The sequence below is a fragment of the Stenotrophomonas sp. YJH_SMC_48-3 genome, from assembly GCF_059369375.1.
This window is the reverse complement of the sequence record NZ_JCAFSQ010000002.1, coordinates 281,604-302,338: the sequence shown is the minus strand read 5'-3', so window position 1 is coordinate 302,338 and position 20,735 is coordinate 281,604. Positions and strand designations below refer to the sequence as shown.

Below are 20,735 nucleotides of genomic sequence, written 5' to 3'. Positions count from 1 at the left end.
TCGACACCTACCAACAGCAAGCAGGAAACTGTCGAAGGCGGGGCACTGCGGGTTTGCGGGGTGTGAGCCGCATGGATGCGGCGACAAGCCTACATGGACGTATTCACGGCGTCCCCGCAAACCCACAGTGCCCCGCCATCCCTCAGTAAACCCGCTGTTGCTGTTGCTCCGGCCTCGGCGGGTGCCGGGCGCAGCCCGGCCGCAAACCCCTTACTTCTTTGCGCGCGGCTGGTTCAGTGGCTCCATCGCGCGGAAACGCTGGCTGTACTCGTCGGTCAGATTCCGCGCTTCCAGGCTGTTGCGCACGATGCTCGGGGTCAGCAGCACGATCACTTCGGAACGGCGGCTGGAGCGGCTCTTCTGCCCGAACAGCGCGCCAACCACCGGAATCCGGCTCAGGCCGGGAATGCCGCTGCTGCCATCGGTGCCCGAATCGGTGATCAGGCCGGCCAGCATGATGGTGTCGCCGCTCTGCACCGCCGCTTCGGTCGACAGCTTCTTTGTGGAAATGCGCGGGTTGCAGTTGCGCTCGGTCGGATTGCAGTTGTCGGGCACGTTCGAGGCGCTGCTCACTTCCTGCACGATGTCGAGGAACACCGTGCCGTCGCGGGTCACGCGCGGGCGCACCTTCAGGATCACGCCGGTGTCGATGTACTGCACCGAGCTGTAGCTGCTGGTGCCGATGCCGGTATTCACCGTGGTGGTGTTGATCGGCACCTTGTCACCGACGTTGAGCGTGGCCTCGGCGTTGTTGCGCACGAACACCGAAGGCGTCTGCAGCAGGCGTACATCCGTGACCTTGTCCAGCGCACTCACCACCGCCGCGCCATTGTGGCCGGTGAATGCCCAGCCCAGGCCTTCGCCGCCCGTTGCGGCACCGGCGAAGCTGCTCCACGAGCCACCCGCTGCCGCCGGCAGGGTCACGCCGCCCAATGCGCCCGTCAGGGCACGCCCGGCCACGGCGTTGTCGAAGAACCAGTTCACGCCGTACTTCAGGTCGCCATCGAGCGAGACCTCGGCCACTTGGGCTTCGATGTGCACCTGCAGGGGCATCACATCCAGCTTCTCGATCACCTCGCGGATCGACCGCCAGGCCTGCGGGGTCGAACGCACCAGCAGGGTGTTGGTCTCCTCCACCGCCGACACGCCCACGCGGTCGCCTTCCACTTCCAGGCTGACACTGACGTTGCCGGACTGGCGCTGCGGCAGGTTCATGCTGCCGTTGCCACCGCCACTGGAGCTGCTGCCCGGGACCGAGCCGAAGCTGCTGCTGTTGTTGTTGGTGCTGTCCATGCCACGATCGGAGTCGCTGCCCAGCTGCGACGGCATCGCCCCCGGGGCCAGCGAGGCCGGACTGGAACCGCCGCGGTTGCCACTGCTGGCAAATGCTTCACTGAGCCGTTCGGCCAGGTCACGCGCCTTGATGTAGCGCAGCTCGTAGGAAAACAGGCGGGCACTGCCACCGGCGGTATCGATGCGGTCCAGCCACTGCTGGATCTGGTCCAGGTAACGCACCTGCGGGGTGATCACCAGCACCGCGTTGGCGTTTTCCAGCGGCAGGAAGCGGAACATGCCGGCACTGGGCGTCTTGCTCTCCTCGCCGAATACTTTCTCCAGGTCGGCAGCCACCTGCTCGGCCTTGCCCGACTGGATCGGGAACACGCCCACCGACATGCCCGACAGCCAGTCGACGTCGAAGATCTCGACGGTGCGCATGTAGTTTTCCAGCTCTGCGCGGGTACCGCCCAGGGTGATCACGTTGCGGCCGCTGTCGACGTTGACGATCGCATTGGGCCGCGCATAAGGCTCCAGCACCTTCTTCATCTCGGTGGCGGAGATGAACTGCAGCGGGACGACGCGGACCTCGAAGCCACGCGCGCTGGCGGCTGGCGCCGTGCTCGGCGCAACCGTACCGGCCAGCGCCTGGTCGGCGGCAACGATGTTGTAGCGCCCACCGCTGTAGACCATGCGTGCGTTGTTCCAGCCCAGCACCATCTCCAGCAGGTTCAGCGCCTGTGCCGGCGACACCGGCTTGGGGGTGGCCAGGGTGACCGTGCCCTGCACCCCCGGTGCGATCACGTAGTTCTGGCCCAGCATGTCGCCGAGGATGGCCTTGACCACCGCATGCAACGATTCGCCTTCGAAGTTGAAGGTAGCCTCGCCGGTGCTGGCGCCATGCAGCGCCGGTGCCGGTGCGCGGGCTGCTTCGCGGTTGATCATGGTGCCCGTGCCACGGCGGATCACCGCCTGCGGCGCGCCCTGGGCGTCACGGGCGGCGTCAGCGGTGACATCGGCCGCCCGGCCAGCCTCGGAGGTGGGCGACAGATTGCCCTTGCGCTGCACGTGCGGCGCGGACACGGTGCTGCAGCCGACCAGCAGCGCGAGGGCAAAGGACCAGGGAAGGAAACGCAGGCTCATGCATTCACTCTATCGGTTGGTGCCATCGCCCGGGGGCGGCGACGGTTGTTGCTGCTGTTGTTGCTGCAGCTGGCGGCGACGGGCCTGGATGCGTTCGCGGATGGCCTGCATCTGCGCTTCGCTGGGGCCGTTGTTGGTGGCAGGGGCGGATGCCGCAGCCGAGGGCGCTGGCGCACTGCCAGCAGGCGACGGCGATGGGGTTGCCGCAACCGGCGGCGGTGCCGGCGGAGCGCCTGCCGGGGGCGGCACAACGATCGCACCTGCCGGCGGCACACCATTGGCGCCGCGCAGTACGGTCGGCGGTTCACCGCCCTGCCCGTTGAATACCGCCAGTTCCAGCACCTGGTTGCCACCGGGGCCGATCACGGTGGCCTGGCGCGGCTGCAGCGCCACCAGCTGCCAGCCGTCGACAGCTTCACCGTTGAGGCGCAGGCGCAGCGAGCGGTTCTGCTCGGTGGTGAAAGTGGCCATCCCGAAGTTGCCGGTCAGCAGCACGCCGGTCAGGCGCAGCGCGGCACTGGCGGCGGGCTCGCTGCCACCGAGCAGGTAGGGCTTGGGCCTGCGGTCCTCGGCGAACAGCGGCCGCTCGCTGATTGCGCTGTAGCTGTCGGCGCTGGGCATGCGTTCTGCAGCCAACGGCGGCAGCACCGGCAACGAGGGCACCGCGTCGGCATTGCCGCCGGCAGCTGGCAGCTGGCTGCCCAGCCCGAAGCCGGTGGCCAGCCAGACCGCTGCCGCCCAGCCGGCCAGTGCCAGCAGGAAACCGGTGCGCAGGCTGATCTGCTCAAGCTTCATCGGCCACCTCCTGCCCCTCTTCCGGCGCAGCCGGTGAGGGTGCCGGTGCAGCCGAAGGCGGTTGCGGCGCCGCGCCCGGCTCGGCTGCCGGTGCCGCCGCAGCGCCATCGGCAGCGGCACCGGGCAGCAGGTAACCGGCCAGTTCGAACGACACGTCCAAGCCGAGCCCGGATTCATTCGGCGACTGCTGGAAGCGCTGCGCGATCAGGTTGAGGTTGTCGACGAACAGGCGCGGGCTGCCGGTTTCCAGGCTGTGCAGCACCGTGGCCAGTTCGGCCACACCGCAACGCAGGCGCACCTGCATGGCCACGCGTACGAACTCGGCGTCACGACGGTTGTCGGCCAGTGGCGTGCGGTTGCTGATGGTGCAGCTGCGGTTGCCCGGGCTGGCCATCGCCACCGCATCCTGCAGCCTGGCGCCAAGCGCAGCGGCTGCAGCTTCGGCGGTGGCCTCACGCAGGAAGCCCGGCCGCTGCTGCAGTGCCTCGCGGGTGGCGCGCAGCCGTTGTTCGATCTGCGGCTGCTGCTGCAGCTGCGCCTGCACGCGCTGTTCGCGCTCGCGCAGGGCGGCCACGTCGGCGTCGATTTCACGCAGTGGCCGGGTGAACCAGGGGTGCACCAGCAGCAGGTAGGCCAGGCCCAGCACTGCCAGCAGCAGCGCCAGTGCCAGCCAGCGGTCACGGCGTGCGCTTGGCATCGGCATCGGCCGCCTCCCGGGCCGGGGCTGCAGCCGGCAACGGCTGCAGTTCGGCAGTCATGGTGAAACGGTCACGGCCGCTGGCAGCACCATCGGCCTGCAGTACGCCGGTCAGATTGACCTTGCGCCACTGCGGTGCGTCCTGCAGCAGCTGCACCAGCTGCGACGCCTCGCGGCTCAGGCCGATCAGCTGCAGGTTGTTGTTCTCGATGGCCAGCTTTTCCAGATAGGTGCCCTCCGGCAGGCGCCGGGTCAGTTCATTCCAGATTTCCACCGTTCCGGCACGCTGGCTGCGCTGCTTTTCCAGGAATGCGGCACCATCGATCAGCGCCTGCAGCTGCGCGCGTTCGCTGGCGACACCACGCGCACTGCGTGCACTGCGCTCGACCTGCGCACGCAGCGCATCGGCAGCGTCACGGCGGTTGTCGAGCAGCTGCACGGCGGCCAGCACCAGCATCACCAGCGCGGCCACGGCCAACAGCACGTTCCAGCGCCGCATGGGATCCGCGCGCAACTGGCGCTGCGCCGGTGGCAGCAGGTTCACCTGCAGAGGCTCACCCTCGCTGTCGACGGCATCGACACCGGCCAGTGCATCGGCCCACTCGCCCACGCTGGCCCGCCACGCTTCCAGCTGGCGCAGCGGCCAGGCGATCAGTTCGACCTGCAGCTGGCCCTCGGCTGCGCCCCCCAGCTCACGCACGTCAAAGCTGACCTGGCTCGATTCGAACGGCGTCTGGCGGTCGATCTCGAAACCGACCACGGCGCGCAGGCGGTCGGCCGCAGCCGCGGGCAAGCGCAGATGACGACGCAGTACCTCGCTGGCCGGCAGCAGCCACACCCGTGGCAGGCTGCGCAGCCGCGGTTCCAGCACGCGGTCCAGTTCCACCGGCGACAGCGGCCATGGCACGCTGGCAACCGCTTCGCGGCGTTCACCGGCCTCACGCCAGACCTGCAGCTGGTCACCCTGGCGCTGCAGCAGCAGGCGCGCCTGTGCCCAGCCCAGCGCCCACTGCCAACGGGCCGGCACCCACGCCAGCAGCGATTGCCGCCACCAGCGCAGGAAACGACCGGCGCCCGGGCCGATCCGGCCCTGCACCTGCCGCACACTGTCCTGCCATGCCGTCATCTTGCTGTCATTCCCTGCTCCCAGCGAAGCACTGTGTAGGACCGCCCGGGAACCCCGCCCGAGCCATTGCGTACCACTGCCTGCAACACCGACCGGCGTCCACTGCTGTCGGTTGCACGGGACTCGATACTATAGGTGCCGCTGCTGCTGGCAAGCGTTGTCGCACCGCCAGCGGTATCTGCGTCACGCTCCTGCTGGGCGCGCTGCGCCAGCACGGTATCCGCATCCAGCCCCAGTGCGGTCAGCACCGGCGCGCTGGCGAACTGGGGATCCGGGCGCGCCTGGCGGCTGTACAGGGTCAGGTGGGGCAGCATGGCCTTGTACAGCGGGCCGCGCATGCCCAGCACCCGCTGCAGTTCGCCGAGTGTCTCAAAGCGCTTGTTGCGCGGGCCATACGGCAACCCGGCCGCCGCGTAGTCCGGCGCTTCGGCACCGCCACCGGGCTGCAGCAGGCTGTCTTCATCACGCCAGTCGACAATGGCGCCGGCCATCTGCCGGGCAGCGCCTTCGTCTTCACCGAGTGCCTTGATGAACGCCGTCAGCAGGGTCACGTCGGCCAGGTTGAGGTTGATCTTGCCATTCTCGTCCAGCACCTTGATCTCGATGCTGGCGTCATCGAACTGCCAGCGGTAGGTGCGGCCATCGGCACGCCAGGGCGCCCGCAGCGGATCAGCGGACAGGCGCAGCAGCGCGTACTCCAGGCCGGCGCGCGCACGTTCCTGCCCGCGTGCCTCGTCATCCAGTACCCGCTGCTGCAGATGCTCGACCCGTGCGCTCAGCGCGAACGCACCGACCAGCGCGGTCATCAATGCAATCAGCCACAGCACCAGCACCAGCGCCGCACCGTGTTGCCGGTTCATCGCGCACCTCCACTGCCACCGGCGCGCGGTGCCACCACCAGCAATGGCCAGGGCGCGCCCTTGGCGGGCACGATCCTGATCTCCACCAGCATCGGCAGCCGCCGGGTATCGTCCCAGCGCGGCATCCAGTCACTCATCTGACCGGTGCCCGCATCGATGCCGCGATAGCGCAGCTGCACCGACTTCAGGTTCTCAACCAACACCTCCGGCGGGCGTGGCGGATTCTCGGCGATGCGCTCGCCTTCCTGCAGCAACACCAGGTCCAGCAGCAGGCGCTGTTGCCCCTCGCGTCCGTCCACCTGCAGCGCGTGCAGGTAGGAGCCTCCACGGCCGAGGTAGCCGGGCAGGTCGGCGGCGAACAGCATGCGCTGTTCTTCCCCTTGGAAGAACACCGGTTCGCGGGTGGGGTCCGGGACCTCCAGCGGGGTGCGCAGTGCGCCGGCCAGCTGCCTGCGCAGCAGAGACTCGACCGCCCGCATGCGTTCACTTTCGGCGGCGATCTGTTCGCCGCGCTGGCTGACCGCCATCGCCGAGCGCACGCTGGCAAAGGCCAATGCCAGGCCGCCGGCCAGCAGCACGGTGGCCAGCATTACTTCGACCAGGGTGAACCCTGCGGCACGGCGCTTCACCGCGCATTCTCCAGGTCGGGCGGCAACAGGCGCAGGCTGCGCCAGCGCAGCTGTTCGCGCTCGCTGTCACCCCAGCGCACCTGCAGCTGCAGTTCGGCCAGCCAGGGGGTTCCCGGTGACGTTGCCTGCGCGACATTGCCTGCGCGCGGCTCCGCCCACGGCTGGACCTGCAATTCCCAGTGGTAGCGCCCCTGCTCCCAGTCTCCCTGCTGCCTGCCTGCCTGCAGCGGCGAGGCGACGCCGGTTTCGGCCAGCAGCGACTGCGCATGCAGCACCGCGCGCGTGCGCAGCTCGGCATCGCGCACCTGTTTTGCGCCGCCGGACAGGCTGCCCAGCAGCAGCGTCAGCGCCAGGCCCAGCAGGGCGAAGGCGATGATCACTTCCAGCAGGGTGAAGCCGCGGGCGCGCCGCTTCATTGCGCCCGCCAAGGGCCAGAGCGGACCTCACCGGTCAGCCAGCCCACGTCGATGCGCCATTCGGCGTCGTCACGCTGCAGCCGGATGCGGCCACCGCTGGAGCCGCCATCGGGGTGGAACTCGATCACGCCCTGCCCTGGCGCGGTGGCCAGCTGCGCGGCGCCTTCGAACTGCACCTGCAGCTGTGCCGGCACGTCACCGTGGCGCTGGTTGGCGCCTTCCCAGCGCCGCTTGGCCGGCTCGATGACAAAGCGCTGCGGCTCGCCGCGGGTGATCGCCTGCGCGCGCACCATGCGCAGCTGGTTGGCGATGTCCTTGCCGGCGCTGCGCAGCTGCATGCCAGCGAAACCGCGTGACAGGCCGGCAGCGGTGATCAGGCCGATCGCGGCGATCAGCGCGATCACCAGCAGCATTTCCAGCAGCGACAGGCCCGCTGCGCGCCTGCCGGGCAGGCGCGGGCGTTGCAACCGGCGCGGCAGGAAACGCGACATGCCCGGTTACGGCTGGTAGCGGATGTCGGCGTCGACACTGCTGCCACCGGCCTTGCCGTCCTTGCCCAGGCTGATCAGCTCATACGGCTGGCCCTCGCCCGGCGTGCGGTATTCCAGCGCATGGCCCCACGGATCGTTCAGATCGGCCGGCTTGGCATAGGGCCCCAGCCAGCCAGCCACGCCAGCCGGTGCAGTCACCAGATCATTGAGCGAGCCGGGCAGCTTGCCGGTATCGATCTGGTAGTTGTCGACCTTGGATGCGACGGTCTGCACCTGTGCCTTGGCAATGTTGGCCTTGCCGCGGTCGGCGCCACCCAGCACGCGGCTGGCGACCAGGGTCAGCACCGCGCCGATCAGCACGATGACGATGATGATCTCCAGCAGGCTCATGCCCGACTGGTTGCGCGCTGCGGTGAAGGAAAGGCGGATCGGTCGACGGGAAGCAATCATGGTCGGTCCTTTCAGTTGCGGAGTGTCGGGGTTGCGTAGGGATCCATCGTCAACCGATGGCATTGGTCAGGTCGTACAGCGGCACCAGCACGGCAACGATCACCGCACCCACCACCGAGGCCAGCACCAGGGTGATCGCCGGCACCATCGCCGCCAACAGGCGGTCGATGCGGCGGGCGCTGTCCTGTTCGAAGGTGTCAGCCGCTTTCAACAGCATGGTATCGAGCGCGCCGGACTCCTCGCCAACCTGGATCATCTGCAAGGCCAGGCGCGGGAAACGCCTGCCTCGCGACAGTGCCAGCGACAGGCCGGCACCGTTCTTCACTTCATCGGCGGCGGTTTCCACATCGGCAGCCAGCGCGCGGTTGCCCAGCACGTTGCGGGCGATGCCCAGGGCACCCAGCAGCGGTACGCCATTGCGCAGCAGGGTACCCAGCGTGCGCGCCAGCCGGGCAGTCTCCAGTTCACCCAGCAGGCGGCCGATGCCGCGACGCTGCAGCAGCCAACCATCCAGCGCCAACCGGAAGGCCGGCTGCCGCGCCTTGCGTTCGAAGAACAGCGCCACCAGCGCCGGCACCACCAGCAGCAGCACCCACCAGTCACGCACGAACAGGCCCAGCTGCAGCACTGCGTTGGTGAACCACGGCAGCGCCACGTCCAGGCTCTCGTACATCTGCGCGAACTGCGGCACCACGTAGCCAAGCAGGAACAGCAGCGCACCACCCACCACCACCAGCAGGATGGCCGGGTACACCAGCGCGTTGATCACCTTGCCTTGCAGGGCCCGGCTGCGTTCGAGGTAGTCGGCCAGGCGCTGCAGGGTTTCGTGCAGGCTGCCGCCGGCCTCACCGGCACGCACCATGTTCACGTACAGGCGCGAGAACAACCCGTGCTGGCGTTCCAGTGCGGTCGACAGCGGCGCGCCACCGCGCACCACATCGCGGATGTCGGCGATCGCGCGACGCGAACGATCGTCTTCGGGCAACCCGAGCAGGATCGACAGCGCGCGGTCCAGCGGCTGGCCCGCACCGAGCAGTGTCGCCAGCTGCTGGGTGAACTGCAGCAATGCCGCGCCCTGCAGCGGCCGTTGGCGGAACAGGTTGCGCCAGGTACCGCCACCGATCGCACCGCCATCGGCCAGCTGTGTCTCCATCGGCAGATGGCCCTGGTCCTGCAGGCGCGCGACCAGCTCGGCCTCGCTGGCCGCTTCCATCTGCCCGTCGAAGATCTCGCCGTGCGGATTCAGTGCCTTGTAACGGTAGGTCGGCATGTCAGCCCCGTCGTCCTGCGCGCATCAGCTTTCCTCGGTGACACGCAGGACTTCCTCGATGGTCGTCTGCCCACTGAGGGCCTTGGACAGGCCGTCTTCGTACATCGTGCGCATGCCGGCTTCGCGGGCAATGCGTTCGATCTCGCCCATGCCGTCGCGGCGCATCACCGCACGCCGCAGCGCATCGTTCATCACCAGGAATTCCATGATGGTGGTACGACCGAGGTAACCGGTCGGCGCCAGCGCCGAGGGCCTGGGGCGGAACAGATGGATCGGCCCTTCCGGCTGCAGGCGGCGCAGCTCGAAGCGTTTGATTTCCTCCGGCGAAGCCTCGTAGCGCTCCGCGTGGGTCGGTTCCAGCCGGCGCACCAGGCGCTGGGCCAGAATCCCGTTGATGGTGGAGGTGAGCAGGTAGTCTTCCACGCCCATGTCGAGCAGGCGGGTGATACCACCGGCGGCATTGTTGGTGTGCAGGGTGGACAGCACCAGATGGCCGGTCAGTGCCGACTGGATCGCGATGCGCGCGGTTTCCAGATCGCGCATTTCGCCGATCATGATGATGTCCGGATCCTGGCGCACGATGCTGCGCAGCGCGTTGGCGAAGTCCAGGCCGATCTGCGGCTTGGCCTGGATCTGGTTGATGCCCTCGATCTGGTACTCGACCGGGTCCTCGACCGTGATGATCTTGACGTCGGCGGTATTGAGCTGGCTCAGCGCGGTGTACAGCGTGGTGGTCTTGCCCGAGCCGGTCGGGCCGGTCACCAGCAGGATGCCGTGCGGCTGTTCCAGCACCTTGCGGAACTGCGGCAGGAACGCATCGGTGAACCCCAGCCGGTGGAAATCAAACACCACTGTCTCGCGGTCGAGCAGGCGCATCACCACGCTTTCGCCGTGCGCGGTCGGCACGGTGCTCACGCGCAGGTCCAGCTCCTTGCCCTGCACGCGCAGCATGATGCGGCCGTCCTGCGGCAGGCGGCGCTCGGCAATGTTGAGCCGGGCCATGATCTTGATGCGGCTGATCACCGCTGCGGTGAGGTTGGCCGGCGGGCTTTCGCCCTCCACCAGCACGCCATCGACACGGTAGCGGACCTTCAGGCGGCTCTCGAACGGTTCGACATGGATGTCCGACGCGCGCAGTTCCACCGCACGCTGGATCACCAGGTTGACCAGGCGGATCACCGGCGCTTCCGAGGCCAGGTCGCGCAGGTGCTCGATATCGTCGACCGCGCCGCCCTCGCCGTCTGCGGTCTCCACGATCGCGCCCATCGCGCTGCGGCCCTGGCCGAACCAGCGCTCGACCAGGTCATCGATCTCCGCGCGCATGCCCAGCACCGGTGTCACCGGAACCCCCAGCGCCAACTGCACGGCCTGCTGCGGATAGGCATCGTGGGCATCGGCCAGCCACAGACGCACCCCGTGTTCATTCAACTCCAGCGGGCACACATGGAACTGCTTCAGGAAGCGCAGCGACAGTGGCATGCCCTCGGCCAGTGCCTGTGGCGGGGCCTCCGGCACCTGCCTGCCCTCCAGCAGCGGCAGGCCCAGCACCTCCGCGCTGGTCTGTGCCTGGTCGCGTTCAGACACCAGGCCCAGGCGCACCAGCAGGCCCAGCAGGCTGCCGCCGGCCTCGGCGTGCAACGGCCGCGCGCGCGCCAGGTCTCCTTCCTTGAGCCGGCCGCGTGCCAGCAGCGCATCCAGGATGCGGCCTTCGGCATCGTCGGTAACGGTTGCAGCGAGCGCGTTCACGTGACTCTCCTGTCAATCGGACCGACTTTAGCAGTTAAGCCATGATTTCCGCCGCCCTGCGGCCAGCTTTCGTAAAAAGACGAAGCCCGTCACACAGGATGACGGGCCTCGGCCGTTCAACTACGACACGTCAGGCTTACTGCGTGGCGAGGATGCTCACGCCGTTGTAGGCCGCTTCGCCCACTACCTTGATGTAGTAGGTGCCTGCCACCGGCTTGTTCACCCGTACCGTTTCGGACGTGCCGGGACGGGTCGACTTGCCATCGTTGTCGCTGGCGCTCGGCTCGCGACCCTGGGCGATGTAGACCGACACGTTGCCGGTGCCACCGTAGGTGATCACGCTGAGCTGCTTGCCAGCGGCTGCCTCGAAGCTGTACAGGCGGCTGCTGCCGGCCGTGCCGTTCAGCCCCCCCACGGCGGCCTTGTTGGTCAGCGGCGTCGCCACCGGTCCACAGTTCTCGGTGCACGGCTCTTCCAGCGCCTTTGCCAGCGCCGCCTTGGCATCGACGATGCCGGTGCCGATCGGAGTGGCAGCCGGGATGCTGACCGGGAACGGACGCGCGGTTTCCTTCAGCAGGGTGCGCATCGCGGCGGGGGCCAGCGGATCCTTGCCCTTGGCGATCAGCGCGCTCTGCACCAGTGCAGCGACGGCAGCCACGTGCGGCGAGGCCATCGACGTGCCGCCCATGCCCATGTAGCTGTAGCTGCCCGACTCCGGCGTGGTGGCCGCATCGGAACCGGACTGCCAGACGTAGCCGCCGGGATTGCCGTCGACGCTGCCACCACCACCCGGACCGGACAGGTCCACGCGGGTGCCGTAGTTGGAGTAGTAGGTGATGCCGCCGGTAATGCGGGTGGCGCCGACGGTCACCACGCCGTCGCAACTGGCTGGACGGTATTTGGAGGCGTTGTCGGTCTCGTTGCCGGCCGCCACGACCACCGTGGTGCCACGCGAGATCGCGCCATTGATCGCTTCCTGGTAGGTCCCGTCGCAGCTGCCGCTGCCGCCGAGGCTCATGTTGATGACTTCGGCCGGGTTGGCATTGGCGGGTACGCCGGCCACCGTGCCGCCGGAGGCCCAGGTGATGGCGTCGGCTATATCGGAAAGGTAGCCACCGCACTTGCCGAGCACGCGGACCGGCAGCACCTTGGCCTTGTGCGCGACACCGGCCATGCCGACGCCGTTGTTGGTCTGCTCGGCCACGGTACCGGCCACATGGGTACCGTGCCAGGAACTGTCCTCGGCGACGGAGCCGGTGTAGCACTCGTTGTCGTTCTCGACCCAGTCGCCATAGTCCTGCGCGCCCGGCACGCGATCGTTGGTGGCACGGCGCGACGTCTCGGCATCGCTGATGAAGTCGTAGCCTTCCAGCAGGTTGCCGACCAGGTCCGGGTGCTGCGGCAGGATGCCGGTGTCGAGTACCGCCACCACCACGCCTTCGCCCTGCGATACATCCCACGCCGACGGTGCGTTGATGCCGCCGGTGGCGTTGTGCAGGTGCCACTGGTACTGCTGGTAGTAGGGATCATTCGGCGCCAGCGCCGGCTGCACGCCACCGGCACGCAGCTCGGTACGGCGCAGCTTCACATCGGCCTCGGCGTACTGCACGGACGGATCGGCCTTCAGTTCCTTCAGCACGCGCTGCAGTTCGGCAGGCGCCAGGCGCCCCTGCAGGCGGATCAGGTCGGCACCGACGCCCAGCCTGCGCACGACCTGCGGGCCGAGCGCGCTGGCGCGGGTAGTGCCACCGGACAGGCTGGCGCGGGTCAGCGCGGACTGCACGGTGGACAGCTTGGCCGACCGGTCGCCCGCCGCAGCGGTGCCGGCACGGTACTTGACGATGATGCGCTGGGTGCCCGGCTCGGCGGTGCTGGCCTGGCGCACCGGTTCACGGGTCGGCAACCCGGCGGCGTGGACGGCACCGACGGCGGTCATCGACAGCACGGCGGCGGCAAGCACATTGATGCGAAGGTTCTGCTTCTTGATCACGTCGAATTCCTCTTCTGGGTCATGGATCGAACCAACACTGCGGCCATCATTCCTTGACGACTCCCGGCCGGCCCAGCCGGGATTGCCGTGACCTCCCCCCAGGCCCTGTTTGCAGGTTTGGCGCCGGCGTGGGTGGCCGCCGGCGCAGTGGTTTGGCTTACCAGCCGAAGCCGGCACCGACGCCAACCGAGCTGTCGTCACTGCTGAAGGCACCGCCGAAGGTAACCGTGGCGCGATCGCTGATCGCACGCTGGTAGCCCAGCGACAACGCCGACTCGCCGCCCTGGAAACCGATGCCGACGCCGACCCGGTTCTGGGTGCGGATACCGGCGGCACTGGTGGCCATGTTGAGCATCGCCGCACTCATCGCACCCTGGCGGTCGATGCGGCGGTCCATGTGGCGCAGGCGTCCATCGATTTCACCCTTGAACACATCGAAGCTGTCGGCGACGGCCTGGACGCGGCTGTCGGTGTAGCTGTTCGCCGTGGCCACGCCACGGTCCAGCTGGCCCTTGTTGACGGCGTCGGTGGCGGTGGTGCCGGCGGCGACGTTGGTGACCTGGCGTTCGTTGCCTTCGCTGCCGACCGACACGGTGTTGGCACGATCAGCGACCGAACCCTGGCCCAGTGCCACGGCGTTGGCAGCCGTGGCACTGGCACCCTGGCCGACGGCGGTGGACGACGCGCCGCTGGCGACGGCGCCCTCGCCCATGGCCACCGCATTGGCGCCGGTCGCCGGGGTCCCGACCGGAATGCCAGCACCCGCCGCGGCGGCCGTCGGCGTGCCCTGCACCCGCGCGGTGCCGGCCGGTGCTGCATCGGCTGTTGCACGCGCATCCGCGGCGCTGGCCAGCGGGCTGTCATCCAGCGAGGCACTCATCGCGCGCAGGCTGGCGGTTCCGGCACGCGTGCCACCGGCGGTGCGACGGTCGATCTCGCTGACCTTGCGGTCCAGCGCGCCCAGCGCATCGCCGACGTTGCTGTAGGTAGCGCCCTGGATCACATAGTTCGGTGCCACGAACACGCCTTGCATGCCGACGCTGGCGCCACCGCCGAGGAAGCTGGCGGCATCACTTAGCGACTGGAACAGCTGCCCGCCGTTGATCGCCTGGCGGCTACCGGCGGCGATGCTGCCGGCACCGACGTTGTCGATGGTGGTGCCCTGGAAACCGGACAGGGTCAGTCGGTCACGGCTGGCGTCGTCGTAGCCGACCGCACTGGCCGCCGTGGTCTCGACCGTCGCGATGCGCGAGTCGAAGTCACCCACGCGGGTTTCCACTGCTCCCACCCGCTGGTTGGTGACGTTGAGCTGGGAGCCGGTGATCGCATCGGTGCTGCCGGCAGCGATGCGGCCGTCGGCGACGTTGACGATGCGCCGCGTGGCCGGACCGGCGGTGCCGTTGCCACCGCCGACCGAGACCACGTTGGCCTCCAGCGCGCGCGAACCGGCACCCAATGCCACCGAGTTGTTGCCGCTGGCGCCGCTGTTGGCACCCAGTGCCAGCGTCGCATTGCCGATGGCCGCGGCACCGCTGCCCAACGCATTGCTGCGGCCGCCACTGGCGTTGGCGTTGCCGCCAATGGCCACGGCATCGGTGCCGGTGGCACTGGCGGTACCCGAACCGTTGGCCTTGAAGCGTTGGCCGACCGCATCGGCGGTGGCGGCCACTGCATCGAGCTGGCCCTTGTTCACCGCATCGGTGGCCTGCGTACCCGCCGCGACATTGGTGAGCTGGCGGTTGATCGCGCTGTGGGTGACGCCGGCGGCATCGACCCACTCCTGCGCAGCACCCACCGACACCGTGTTGGCGCGGTCGGCCAGCGAGCCCGCGCCCAACGCGACGCTGTTACCGGCGTCCTTGGTGGTCCAGGTGTTGCTGCCGAGCACCGTCGCGTTGCTGGCCTGCGCATAGCTGTTGTAACCGACCACGGTGGCGCCATCTTCGGTGGCCCACGCTTCACTGCCGATGGCGGTAGTGAACTGGCCGGCGCTGGCGCTGGCGGCATCCTGTCCGGCCAGTGCGTTGAAGCCGACCGCCACGCCGTTCAACCCGGTGGCGGCGTTGTTGCCCAGAGCGGTGCCGTACTCGCCGGCCTTTGCCTGCACGCCGAAGCCGGCGCCGGCGATCTGCGCGATGGTGCCCTGGCCCACCGCCGTGGAAACATCGGCGGCCTGCGCAGCACTGCCTACGGCGGTGCCGAAGAAGCCGGCGCTGGCACCTGCACCAAACGCCGTGGCGCGCCAGCCGCTGGCCTGCGCGAAGTTGCCGACTGCGGTCGTTTCGCGGCCATCGGCGATCGCGCCGTAGCCCACTGCGGTAGCCGCAAGGCCGGCGGCCTCGGCCATGCCGCCGACAGCGGTCGCCCCGATGCCCTGCGACTGCGACTGCGCGCCGATCGCAATGCTGGCGGCGCCGCCGCTACTGCTCTGTGCACCCAGCGCAACGGCACTGTCTGCGGTGCTGCTGGCACCGCTGCCGATGGCCACGCTCTGCTCGGCCGTGGCCAGTGCGTCGACGCCGACCGCCGTGGCATTGGCAGCGACCACCGTTGCGCCGCTACCCAACGCGGTAGCGCCGTTGCCAATTGCATTGGCCGCATTGCCAGCGGCGAGCGCGTTGTCACCCTCCACCAGTGCGCCTGCTTCGCCATCGGCATTGCCGCTGGCCTGGAACTGGCGGCTGGTCTTGTCGGCAACGCTGGCCACCGCGTCCAGCTGGCCCTTGTTCACCGCATCGGTGGCTTCAGTGCCGGCTGCAACATGGGTCACCTGGCGCTCACCGCCCGCGGTTCCCACAGCCACGGTATTGTCGCGCTCGGCCTTGGAGCCGGCGCCCAGCGCCACGCTGTTCAACCCACTGGCGGTGGCACCGGCACCCAGCGCAGTGGCATCCGCCGCATCCGCCCACGAGTTCCAGCCGATCGCGGTCGCGTAGTCTTCGGTCGCCCACGCACCCGCACCGAATGCCGCTGCACCAGTGCCGCTGGCACGCGACGGGATCAAGCCGAAGAAGGTGCTGCCACCAATGGCCACACTCTCCTCGCCACTGGCCTCGCTGGACTGACCTACCGCCACGGCACCGGTACCGGCCGCGGCAGCGCCGAAGCCGACTGCCGTGGTGTTGGCACCACTGGCCGCCGAGCCATAGCCCAACGCGGTGCCGAGGCGTCCGCTTGCTTCGGCATAGCCACCGACGGCGGTGGTGCCATCGGCCGAGGCGGCGCTGCGGAAGCCGCTGGCCAGTGCCTGCGTGCCGCTGGCGTTGGATTCAGTGCCGGTCGCGGTGCTGTATGCACCACTGGCCTGTGCACGCGCACCCACGGCACTGGCACCCAGCTCGCTGGCGCTGGCGCCGGTGCCGAGCGCAAGGCTGTCTTCGCCGGTGGCCTGTGCGGCACTGCCCAACGCTGCGGCGTTGTCGCCGGTGGCCAGCGCATCGAGGCCCACCGCCGTGGCGTTGGCCGCCAGCGCATTGGCGCCGCTACCGAGTGCGGTGGCGCCGTTGCCGATGGCGTTGGCCGCATCACCGGTGGCCAACGCGTTGTCGCCCTCAACCAGGGCGCCGGTTTCACCATCGGCGTTGCCACTGGCCTGGAACTGCCTGCTGGTCTTTTCCGCTGCAGCGGCTACGGCGTCGAGCTGGTTCTTGTTGACCGCATCAGTGCCCTGCGTGCCAGCAGCCACGTTGGTGATCTGGCGGGTATTGCCACCACCGCCCACCGACACGGTGTTGTCGCGGTCGGCGATCGAATCGGCACCCAGCGCCACGCTGTTGGCCGCGCGCGATTCGGCGGCGTTGCCCAGTGCGGTGCTGTTGATGCCACCGGACCAGGCGCCACCACCGACGGCGGTGGAGTAGTTGCCCGATGCTTCGGTGGCCAGCACGCCGAACAGCGAACCGCCGACGGCAACACTGTTGGTGCCGGTGGCCAGGCTGCCCTGGCCGGTGGCCGTGCTGTAGGCACCGGAGGCTTCCGCATCGCCACCCACTGCCACACTGTTGGAACCGGAGGCATTGGCGAAGTTGCCGAAGGCGGTGGCGTTGAACGCCGAGGCCTGCGCATAGCCACCGATGGCGGTGCTGTAGCCACCGGTCGCTTCTGCACCGATGCCGAGCGCTGCCGACGCGGTGCCGCTGGCCACGCTCTCGCTGCCGACAGCGGTGGCCGCATCGCCGCTGGCATTGCTGAAGTAGCCCACGGCTACGGCCTCTTCACCGGACGCTTCGGACAGAACGCCATTGGCAGTGCTTCCGGCGCCACTGGCAACGCTGGCCGCGCCGAACGCCGCGCTCTGCTCGCCGCTGGCTTCGCTTTCCGCGCCCTGTGCGGTGGCGTACTCACCGGTGGCCTGCGCGTTGGCACCGACGGCGCTGGCGTTGGCGGCGCTGGCCAGCGCGTTGAAGCCGATCGCCTGCGCGTTGTTGGCCAGCGCATTGGCACCACTGCCGAGCGCGGTGGCGCCGTTGCCGATGGCGTTGGCCGCATCACCGGCGGCCAGCGCGTTGTCACCGTCCACCAGGGCACCAGTCACGTCGTCGCCGTTGCCGCTGGCCTGGAAGAAGCGGCTGGTGGTGGTGGCGGTGGTCGCCACTGCATCCAGCTGTGCCTTGTTCACCGCGTCCGTGGCTTGGGTACCGGCAGCGACGTTGGTGACCTGGCGTTCGTTGCCGCTGCTGCCCACCGACACCGTGCGTGCACGGCTGGCAACCGAACCGGCACCGAGCGCGACAGCATTGCTGGCGCTGGCGTTGCTGCCGGCGCCCAATGCGATCGCACTTTCGCCGCCGGCCACCGTATTGGTACCGATGGCGATGCTGTTGATGCTGTTGCCCAGCGCCTGGAAGCCCAGTGCCACGCTGTTGTCGCCATAGCCGAATGCACCGCGGCCGACCGCAGTGGAACTGGCCCCATTGGCCCAGCTGTTGTAGCCGATGGAGGTTGCGCCGCTGCCACTGGCCCAGGCCGCGTTGCCAAAGGCCGACGCGTTGGTGGCGGTGGCCCACGCACCCGAACCGAACGCTGCTGCGCCACTGGCCGTCGCCCAGCTGTAACCCCCTACCGCGGTGCTGTCATCGCTGCTGGCGAAGGCGCTGTCACCAACCGCGACCGCATAGCTGCCGGTTGCACGCGACGTGCCGCCAGCAGCGAAGCTGTTGTCCCCGCTGGCCTTGGCCGCATTGCCGAAGGCGCTGCTGGCGGCGCCGGTGGCCTGTGCGCCGCTGCCCACTGCGGTGGCGTTGGCGACGGCGGTGGTGCCTACCTGCTGCGCCGTGCCATCGGCACCGATGATCGGCTGGTTGTACTCGTCGTAGGCCTGGCCGAGGCCACCGATGGCAACACCGCCGTTGCCGGTGGCGCTGCTGTTGCGACCCACCGCCACGCTGTCATCACCGATCGCCGACGCTGCAGCGCCATGTGCAACCGCACCGGCGCCGATCGCATTGCTCGACGAACCGGCCGCCACCGCGCCTTCGCCCTCGGCCAGCGCACCGGCATCACTGCCCGCTTCCGGCTGGGCCTGGAAGAAGCGCGCGGTGTTGTCCGCGGTACTGGCCACGGCGTCCAGCTGCGCCTTGTTCACTGCATCGGTGGCTTCGCTGCCGGCAGCGACGCTGGTGATCTGCCGTTCGTTGCCGGCACTGCCGACGGCCACGCTGTTGGCGCGCACCGCTTCGGAATTCGCGCCAAGCGCGACGCTGTTGGCGCCACGCGCGGTGGCGTAGTACCCGACGGCCGTGCTCTGTGCGCCGCTGGCCCAGGTCTGCGCGCCGAGTGCGCTGGCATTCTCACCCGGGGCGTAAGCGAAGTAGCCGACGGCGGTGGATTCCGCACCGGAGGCTTCGGTCAGGCTGCCGTTGGCCACCGCGCGGTCACCGCTTGCGATGGCACCGGCACCGACGGCTGTCGCCGCTTCGCCGCCGGCCTGGGTCTGCACGAAGAAACCCAGGCCGGGAATCAGGTCGGCCGGGCCACCGATGGCCACGCTGCTGGTGCCGGTGGCGTTGCTCTGCGTACCCAGCGCCGTGGAGTAATCACCGATGGCGTTGGCGACCGCACCGAACGCGGATGCCTGCGCGCCGGCGGCATAGGCACCTACCCCGTAGGACGACGCCGCAAAGCCGCTGGCTTCGGCACTGGCGCCCACCGCGGTGCCACCGACACCGGCACTGGTGGCGCCGGTTTCCACCGGTACGCCGCCACTGGTGATCAGCGGATTGCCATCGGCATCGACAGCGGCACCACCGACGGCGACGCTGCCCGGGCCGTTGGCCTGTGCGTTGTTGCCGAACGCGGCACTGTTCTGGCCCGAGGCCAGTGCGTTGTTGCCCACGGCGGTCGCGTTCTGCGCAATGGCGTTGGCGCCCGCGCCCACAGCGGTGGCGCCGTTGCCGATGGCGTTGGCCGCCTCGCCGGCCGCCAGTGCCTCGTCACCTTCGGCCAGCGCGCCGGCATCGCTGTTGCTGCTGCCAGTAGCCTGGAACCGCTTGGCGGTGGCATCGGCCACGGTAGCCACGTCCTTCAGCTGGCCGACATTGACCGCGTCGGTATCTTCAGTACCTGCCGCAACGCTGGTGATCTGCCGGGTCAGGCCGTACTCGGTCGCACCGACGGACACCGTATCGACACGGTCGGCCAGCGAGCCTGCGCCCAGCGCCACGCTGCCGGTGGCAACCGCCGCCGAATTGGAGCCCAGTGCGGTGCTGTATTCGCCCACGGCGGTACTGAATGCACCCACCGCAATCGAGGCTTCGTTTGCGGCAGTGGCGCCTCGACCCAGCGCGGAACTGCCTGGGCCCATCGCCACAGCGCCACCACCTACGGCAGTGGCGCCGTCGGCGCTTGCTTCGGACAACGCACCCAGCGCGGTGGCCGCGCCGTTCTCGCTGGCGGCATAGGCGCTGGCGCCAACGGCGGTGTCACCGAGACCGAACGCTGCGGCGCTCTGCCCGACCACCACGCTGGCATCGCCGATCGCCAATGCGCCTTGTCCGAACGCACTGGCGCCGAGACCGGCGGCAATGGCCTGGGTGCCGATGGCGGTGGTGGCATTGGCCAAGGACTGGGCGCCGGCACCGGCGGCTACCGCGCCTTGCCCGTCGATCTTGGCCGCGTCGCTGTCATCACCTGCGCCATCAGCCTTGAAGTAGCGGTCCCCAGCTGCGGCGACATCCGCCAGCGCGGCCTGCGTGGCGCGCGCCTGCGCATCCAGCTGCCCCTTGTTCACCGCATCGGTGGCCTGGGTACCGGCGGCCACGTTGGTGATCTGCCGTTCCTTGCCGGCATCGCCGACAGACACCGTGTTGGCGCGCGTAGCCTTGGAGCCTGCGCCCAGCGCAACGCTGTTGGCTGCACTGGCGCTGCTGTTGCCACCGATCGCCACCGCGTTGCTGCCCTTGGCACTGGCCGTGCCTTCAACCAGGCACTTTTCCAGCAGCTTGCCGCTGAGTGCCACACAGGTGGCGCTGCCACCGATCTGCACCGACTGTGCAGCGGCGGAACTGCTCATGCCCAATCCCAATACCAGGCCCAGTGCCACCGCCAACAGCGCGGGCGTGGCCTGTGTCGTATCGCGGCGCTGGTCGACAACACCACCGCTGCTGTCGGAGGAGGCCAGCTCCGAGGCCACCACCAACTGACCCAATGCTTTGTTCCAGACCTTGCGATAAATCCGATTCATCGGTACGGCTCCTGATTGGACTGGTTTTGGGCAAAGCGACGCCATCGCCGAGCCTTCTGGCCCAGCGTCCCCTGGGGGCGTCTATTCGCGTGATTTACTGCGGGTAATGCCGAACGGCGCGCAGCGACAGAAACCCGAGCGCATGCGCCAAGCGGTTACTGCGAAA

The 20,735-nt window shown here is 69.0% G+C and carries 13 protein-coding genes; all 13 read right to left on the bottom strand.

The window, feature by feature from the left end:
• Nucleotides 1-210 precede the first annotated feature (210 nt).
• Entirely contained in the window at nucleotides 211-2,418 is a 2,208-nt protein-coding gene (gspD, locus tag AC5P65_RS04225) for a type II secretion system secretin GspD (protein ID WP_111098955.1), read from the bottom strand.
• 9 nt (nucleotides 2,419-2,427) lie between these two features.
• Complete coding sequence (locus AC5P65_RS04220) at nucleotides 2,428-3,213, bottom strand: type II secretion system protein, XpsN-like (protein ID WP_019661011.1); 786 nt, start codon at nucleotides 3,211-3,213, stop codon at nucleotides 2,428-2,430.
• Nucleotides 3,203-3,910, bottom strand: coding sequence for a type II secretion system protein GspM (gene gspM / locus AC5P65_RS04215; protein ID WP_241745020.1), 708 nt, complete (start codon nucleotides 3,908-3,910; stop codon nucleotides 3,203-3,205). Before gspM ends, AC5P65_RS04220 begins: the two co-directional genes overlap by 11 nt.
• Nucleotides 3,891-5,036 (bottom strand): PilN domain-containing protein, encoded by a 1,146-nt coding sequence (locus tag AC5P65_RS04210; RefSeq protein WP_019661009.1) that lies wholly within the window; start codon nucleotides 5,034-5,036, stop codon nucleotides 3,891-3,893. The genes gspM and AC5P65_RS04210 overlap by 20 nt, the downstream gene beginning before the upstream one ends.
• The gene (locus tag AC5P65_RS04205) at nucleotides 5,033-5,896 is read right to left on the bottom strand and encodes a type II secretion system minor pseudopilin (protein ID WP_111098956.1); all 864 of its coding nucleotides are present in this window, start codon (nucleotides 5,894-5,896) and stop codon (nucleotides 5,033-5,035) included. Before AC5P65_RS04205 ends, AC5P65_RS04210 begins: the two co-directional genes overlap by 4 nt.
• Nucleotides 5,893-6,525, bottom strand: a complete 633-nt coding sequence (locus tag AC5P65_RS04200) for a type II secretion system protein J (protein WP_019661007.1) — start codon at nucleotides 6,523-6,525, stop codon at nucleotides 5,893-5,895. The genes AC5P65_RS04205 and AC5P65_RS04200 overlap by 4 nt, the downstream gene beginning before the upstream one ends.
• Nucleotides 6,522-6,941 (bottom strand): type II secretion system protein XpsI, encoded by a 420-nt coding sequence (gene xpsI, locus AC5P65_RS04195; RefSeq protein ID WP_019661006.1) that lies wholly within the window; start codon nucleotides 6,939-6,941, stop codon nucleotides 6,522-6,524. Before xpsI ends, AC5P65_RS04200 begins: the two co-directional genes overlap by 4 nt.
• Nucleotides 6,938-7,432, bottom strand: a complete 495-nt coding sequence (xpsH, locus tag AC5P65_RS04190) for a type II secretion system protein XpsH (RefSeq protein WP_019661005.1) — start codon at nucleotides 7,430-7,432, stop codon at nucleotides 6,938-6,940. Before xpsH ends, xpsI begins: the two co-directional genes overlap by 4 nt.
• A gap of 6 nt (nucleotides 7,433-7,438) precedes the next feature.
• Complete coding sequence (gene gspG / locus AC5P65_RS04185; protein WP_021203164.1) at nucleotides 7,439-7,882, bottom strand: type II secretion system major pseudopilin GspG; 444 nt, start codon at nucleotides 7,880-7,882, stop codon at nucleotides 7,439-7,441.
• A 49-nt stretch (nucleotides 7,883-7,931) separates the two neighbouring features.
• The gene (gene xpsF / locus AC5P65_RS04180; protein ID WP_019661003.1) at nucleotides 7,932-9,152 is read right to left on the bottom strand and encodes a type II secretion system protein XpsF; all 1,221 of its coding nucleotides are present in this window, start codon (nucleotides 9,150-9,152) and stop codon (nucleotides 7,932-7,934) included.
• 24 nt (nucleotides 9,153-9,176) lie between these two features.
• A complete protein-coding gene (gene gspE / locus AC5P65_RS04175; RefSeq protein ID WP_058980469.1) occupies nucleotides 9,177-10,898 on the bottom strand; it encodes a type II secretion system ATPase GspE in 1,722 nt (573 codons plus the stop codon).
• A 136-nt stretch (nucleotides 10,899-11,034) separates the two neighbouring features.
• Nucleotides 11,035-12,888, bottom strand: coding sequence for a S8 family peptidase (locus AC5P65_RS04170; RefSeq protein ID WP_111098957.1), 1,854 nt, complete (start codon nucleotides 12,886-12,888; stop codon nucleotides 11,035-11,037).
• Nucleotides 12,889-13,045: 157 nt separating this feature from the next.
• Complete coding sequence (locus tag AC5P65_RS04165; protein ID WP_111098958.1) at nucleotides 13,046-20,569, bottom strand: ESPR-type extended signal peptide-containing protein; 7,524 nt, start codon at nucleotides 20,567-20,569, stop codon at nucleotides 13,046-13,048.
• Between the last annotated feature and the right edge of the window lie 166 nt (nucleotides 20,570-20,735).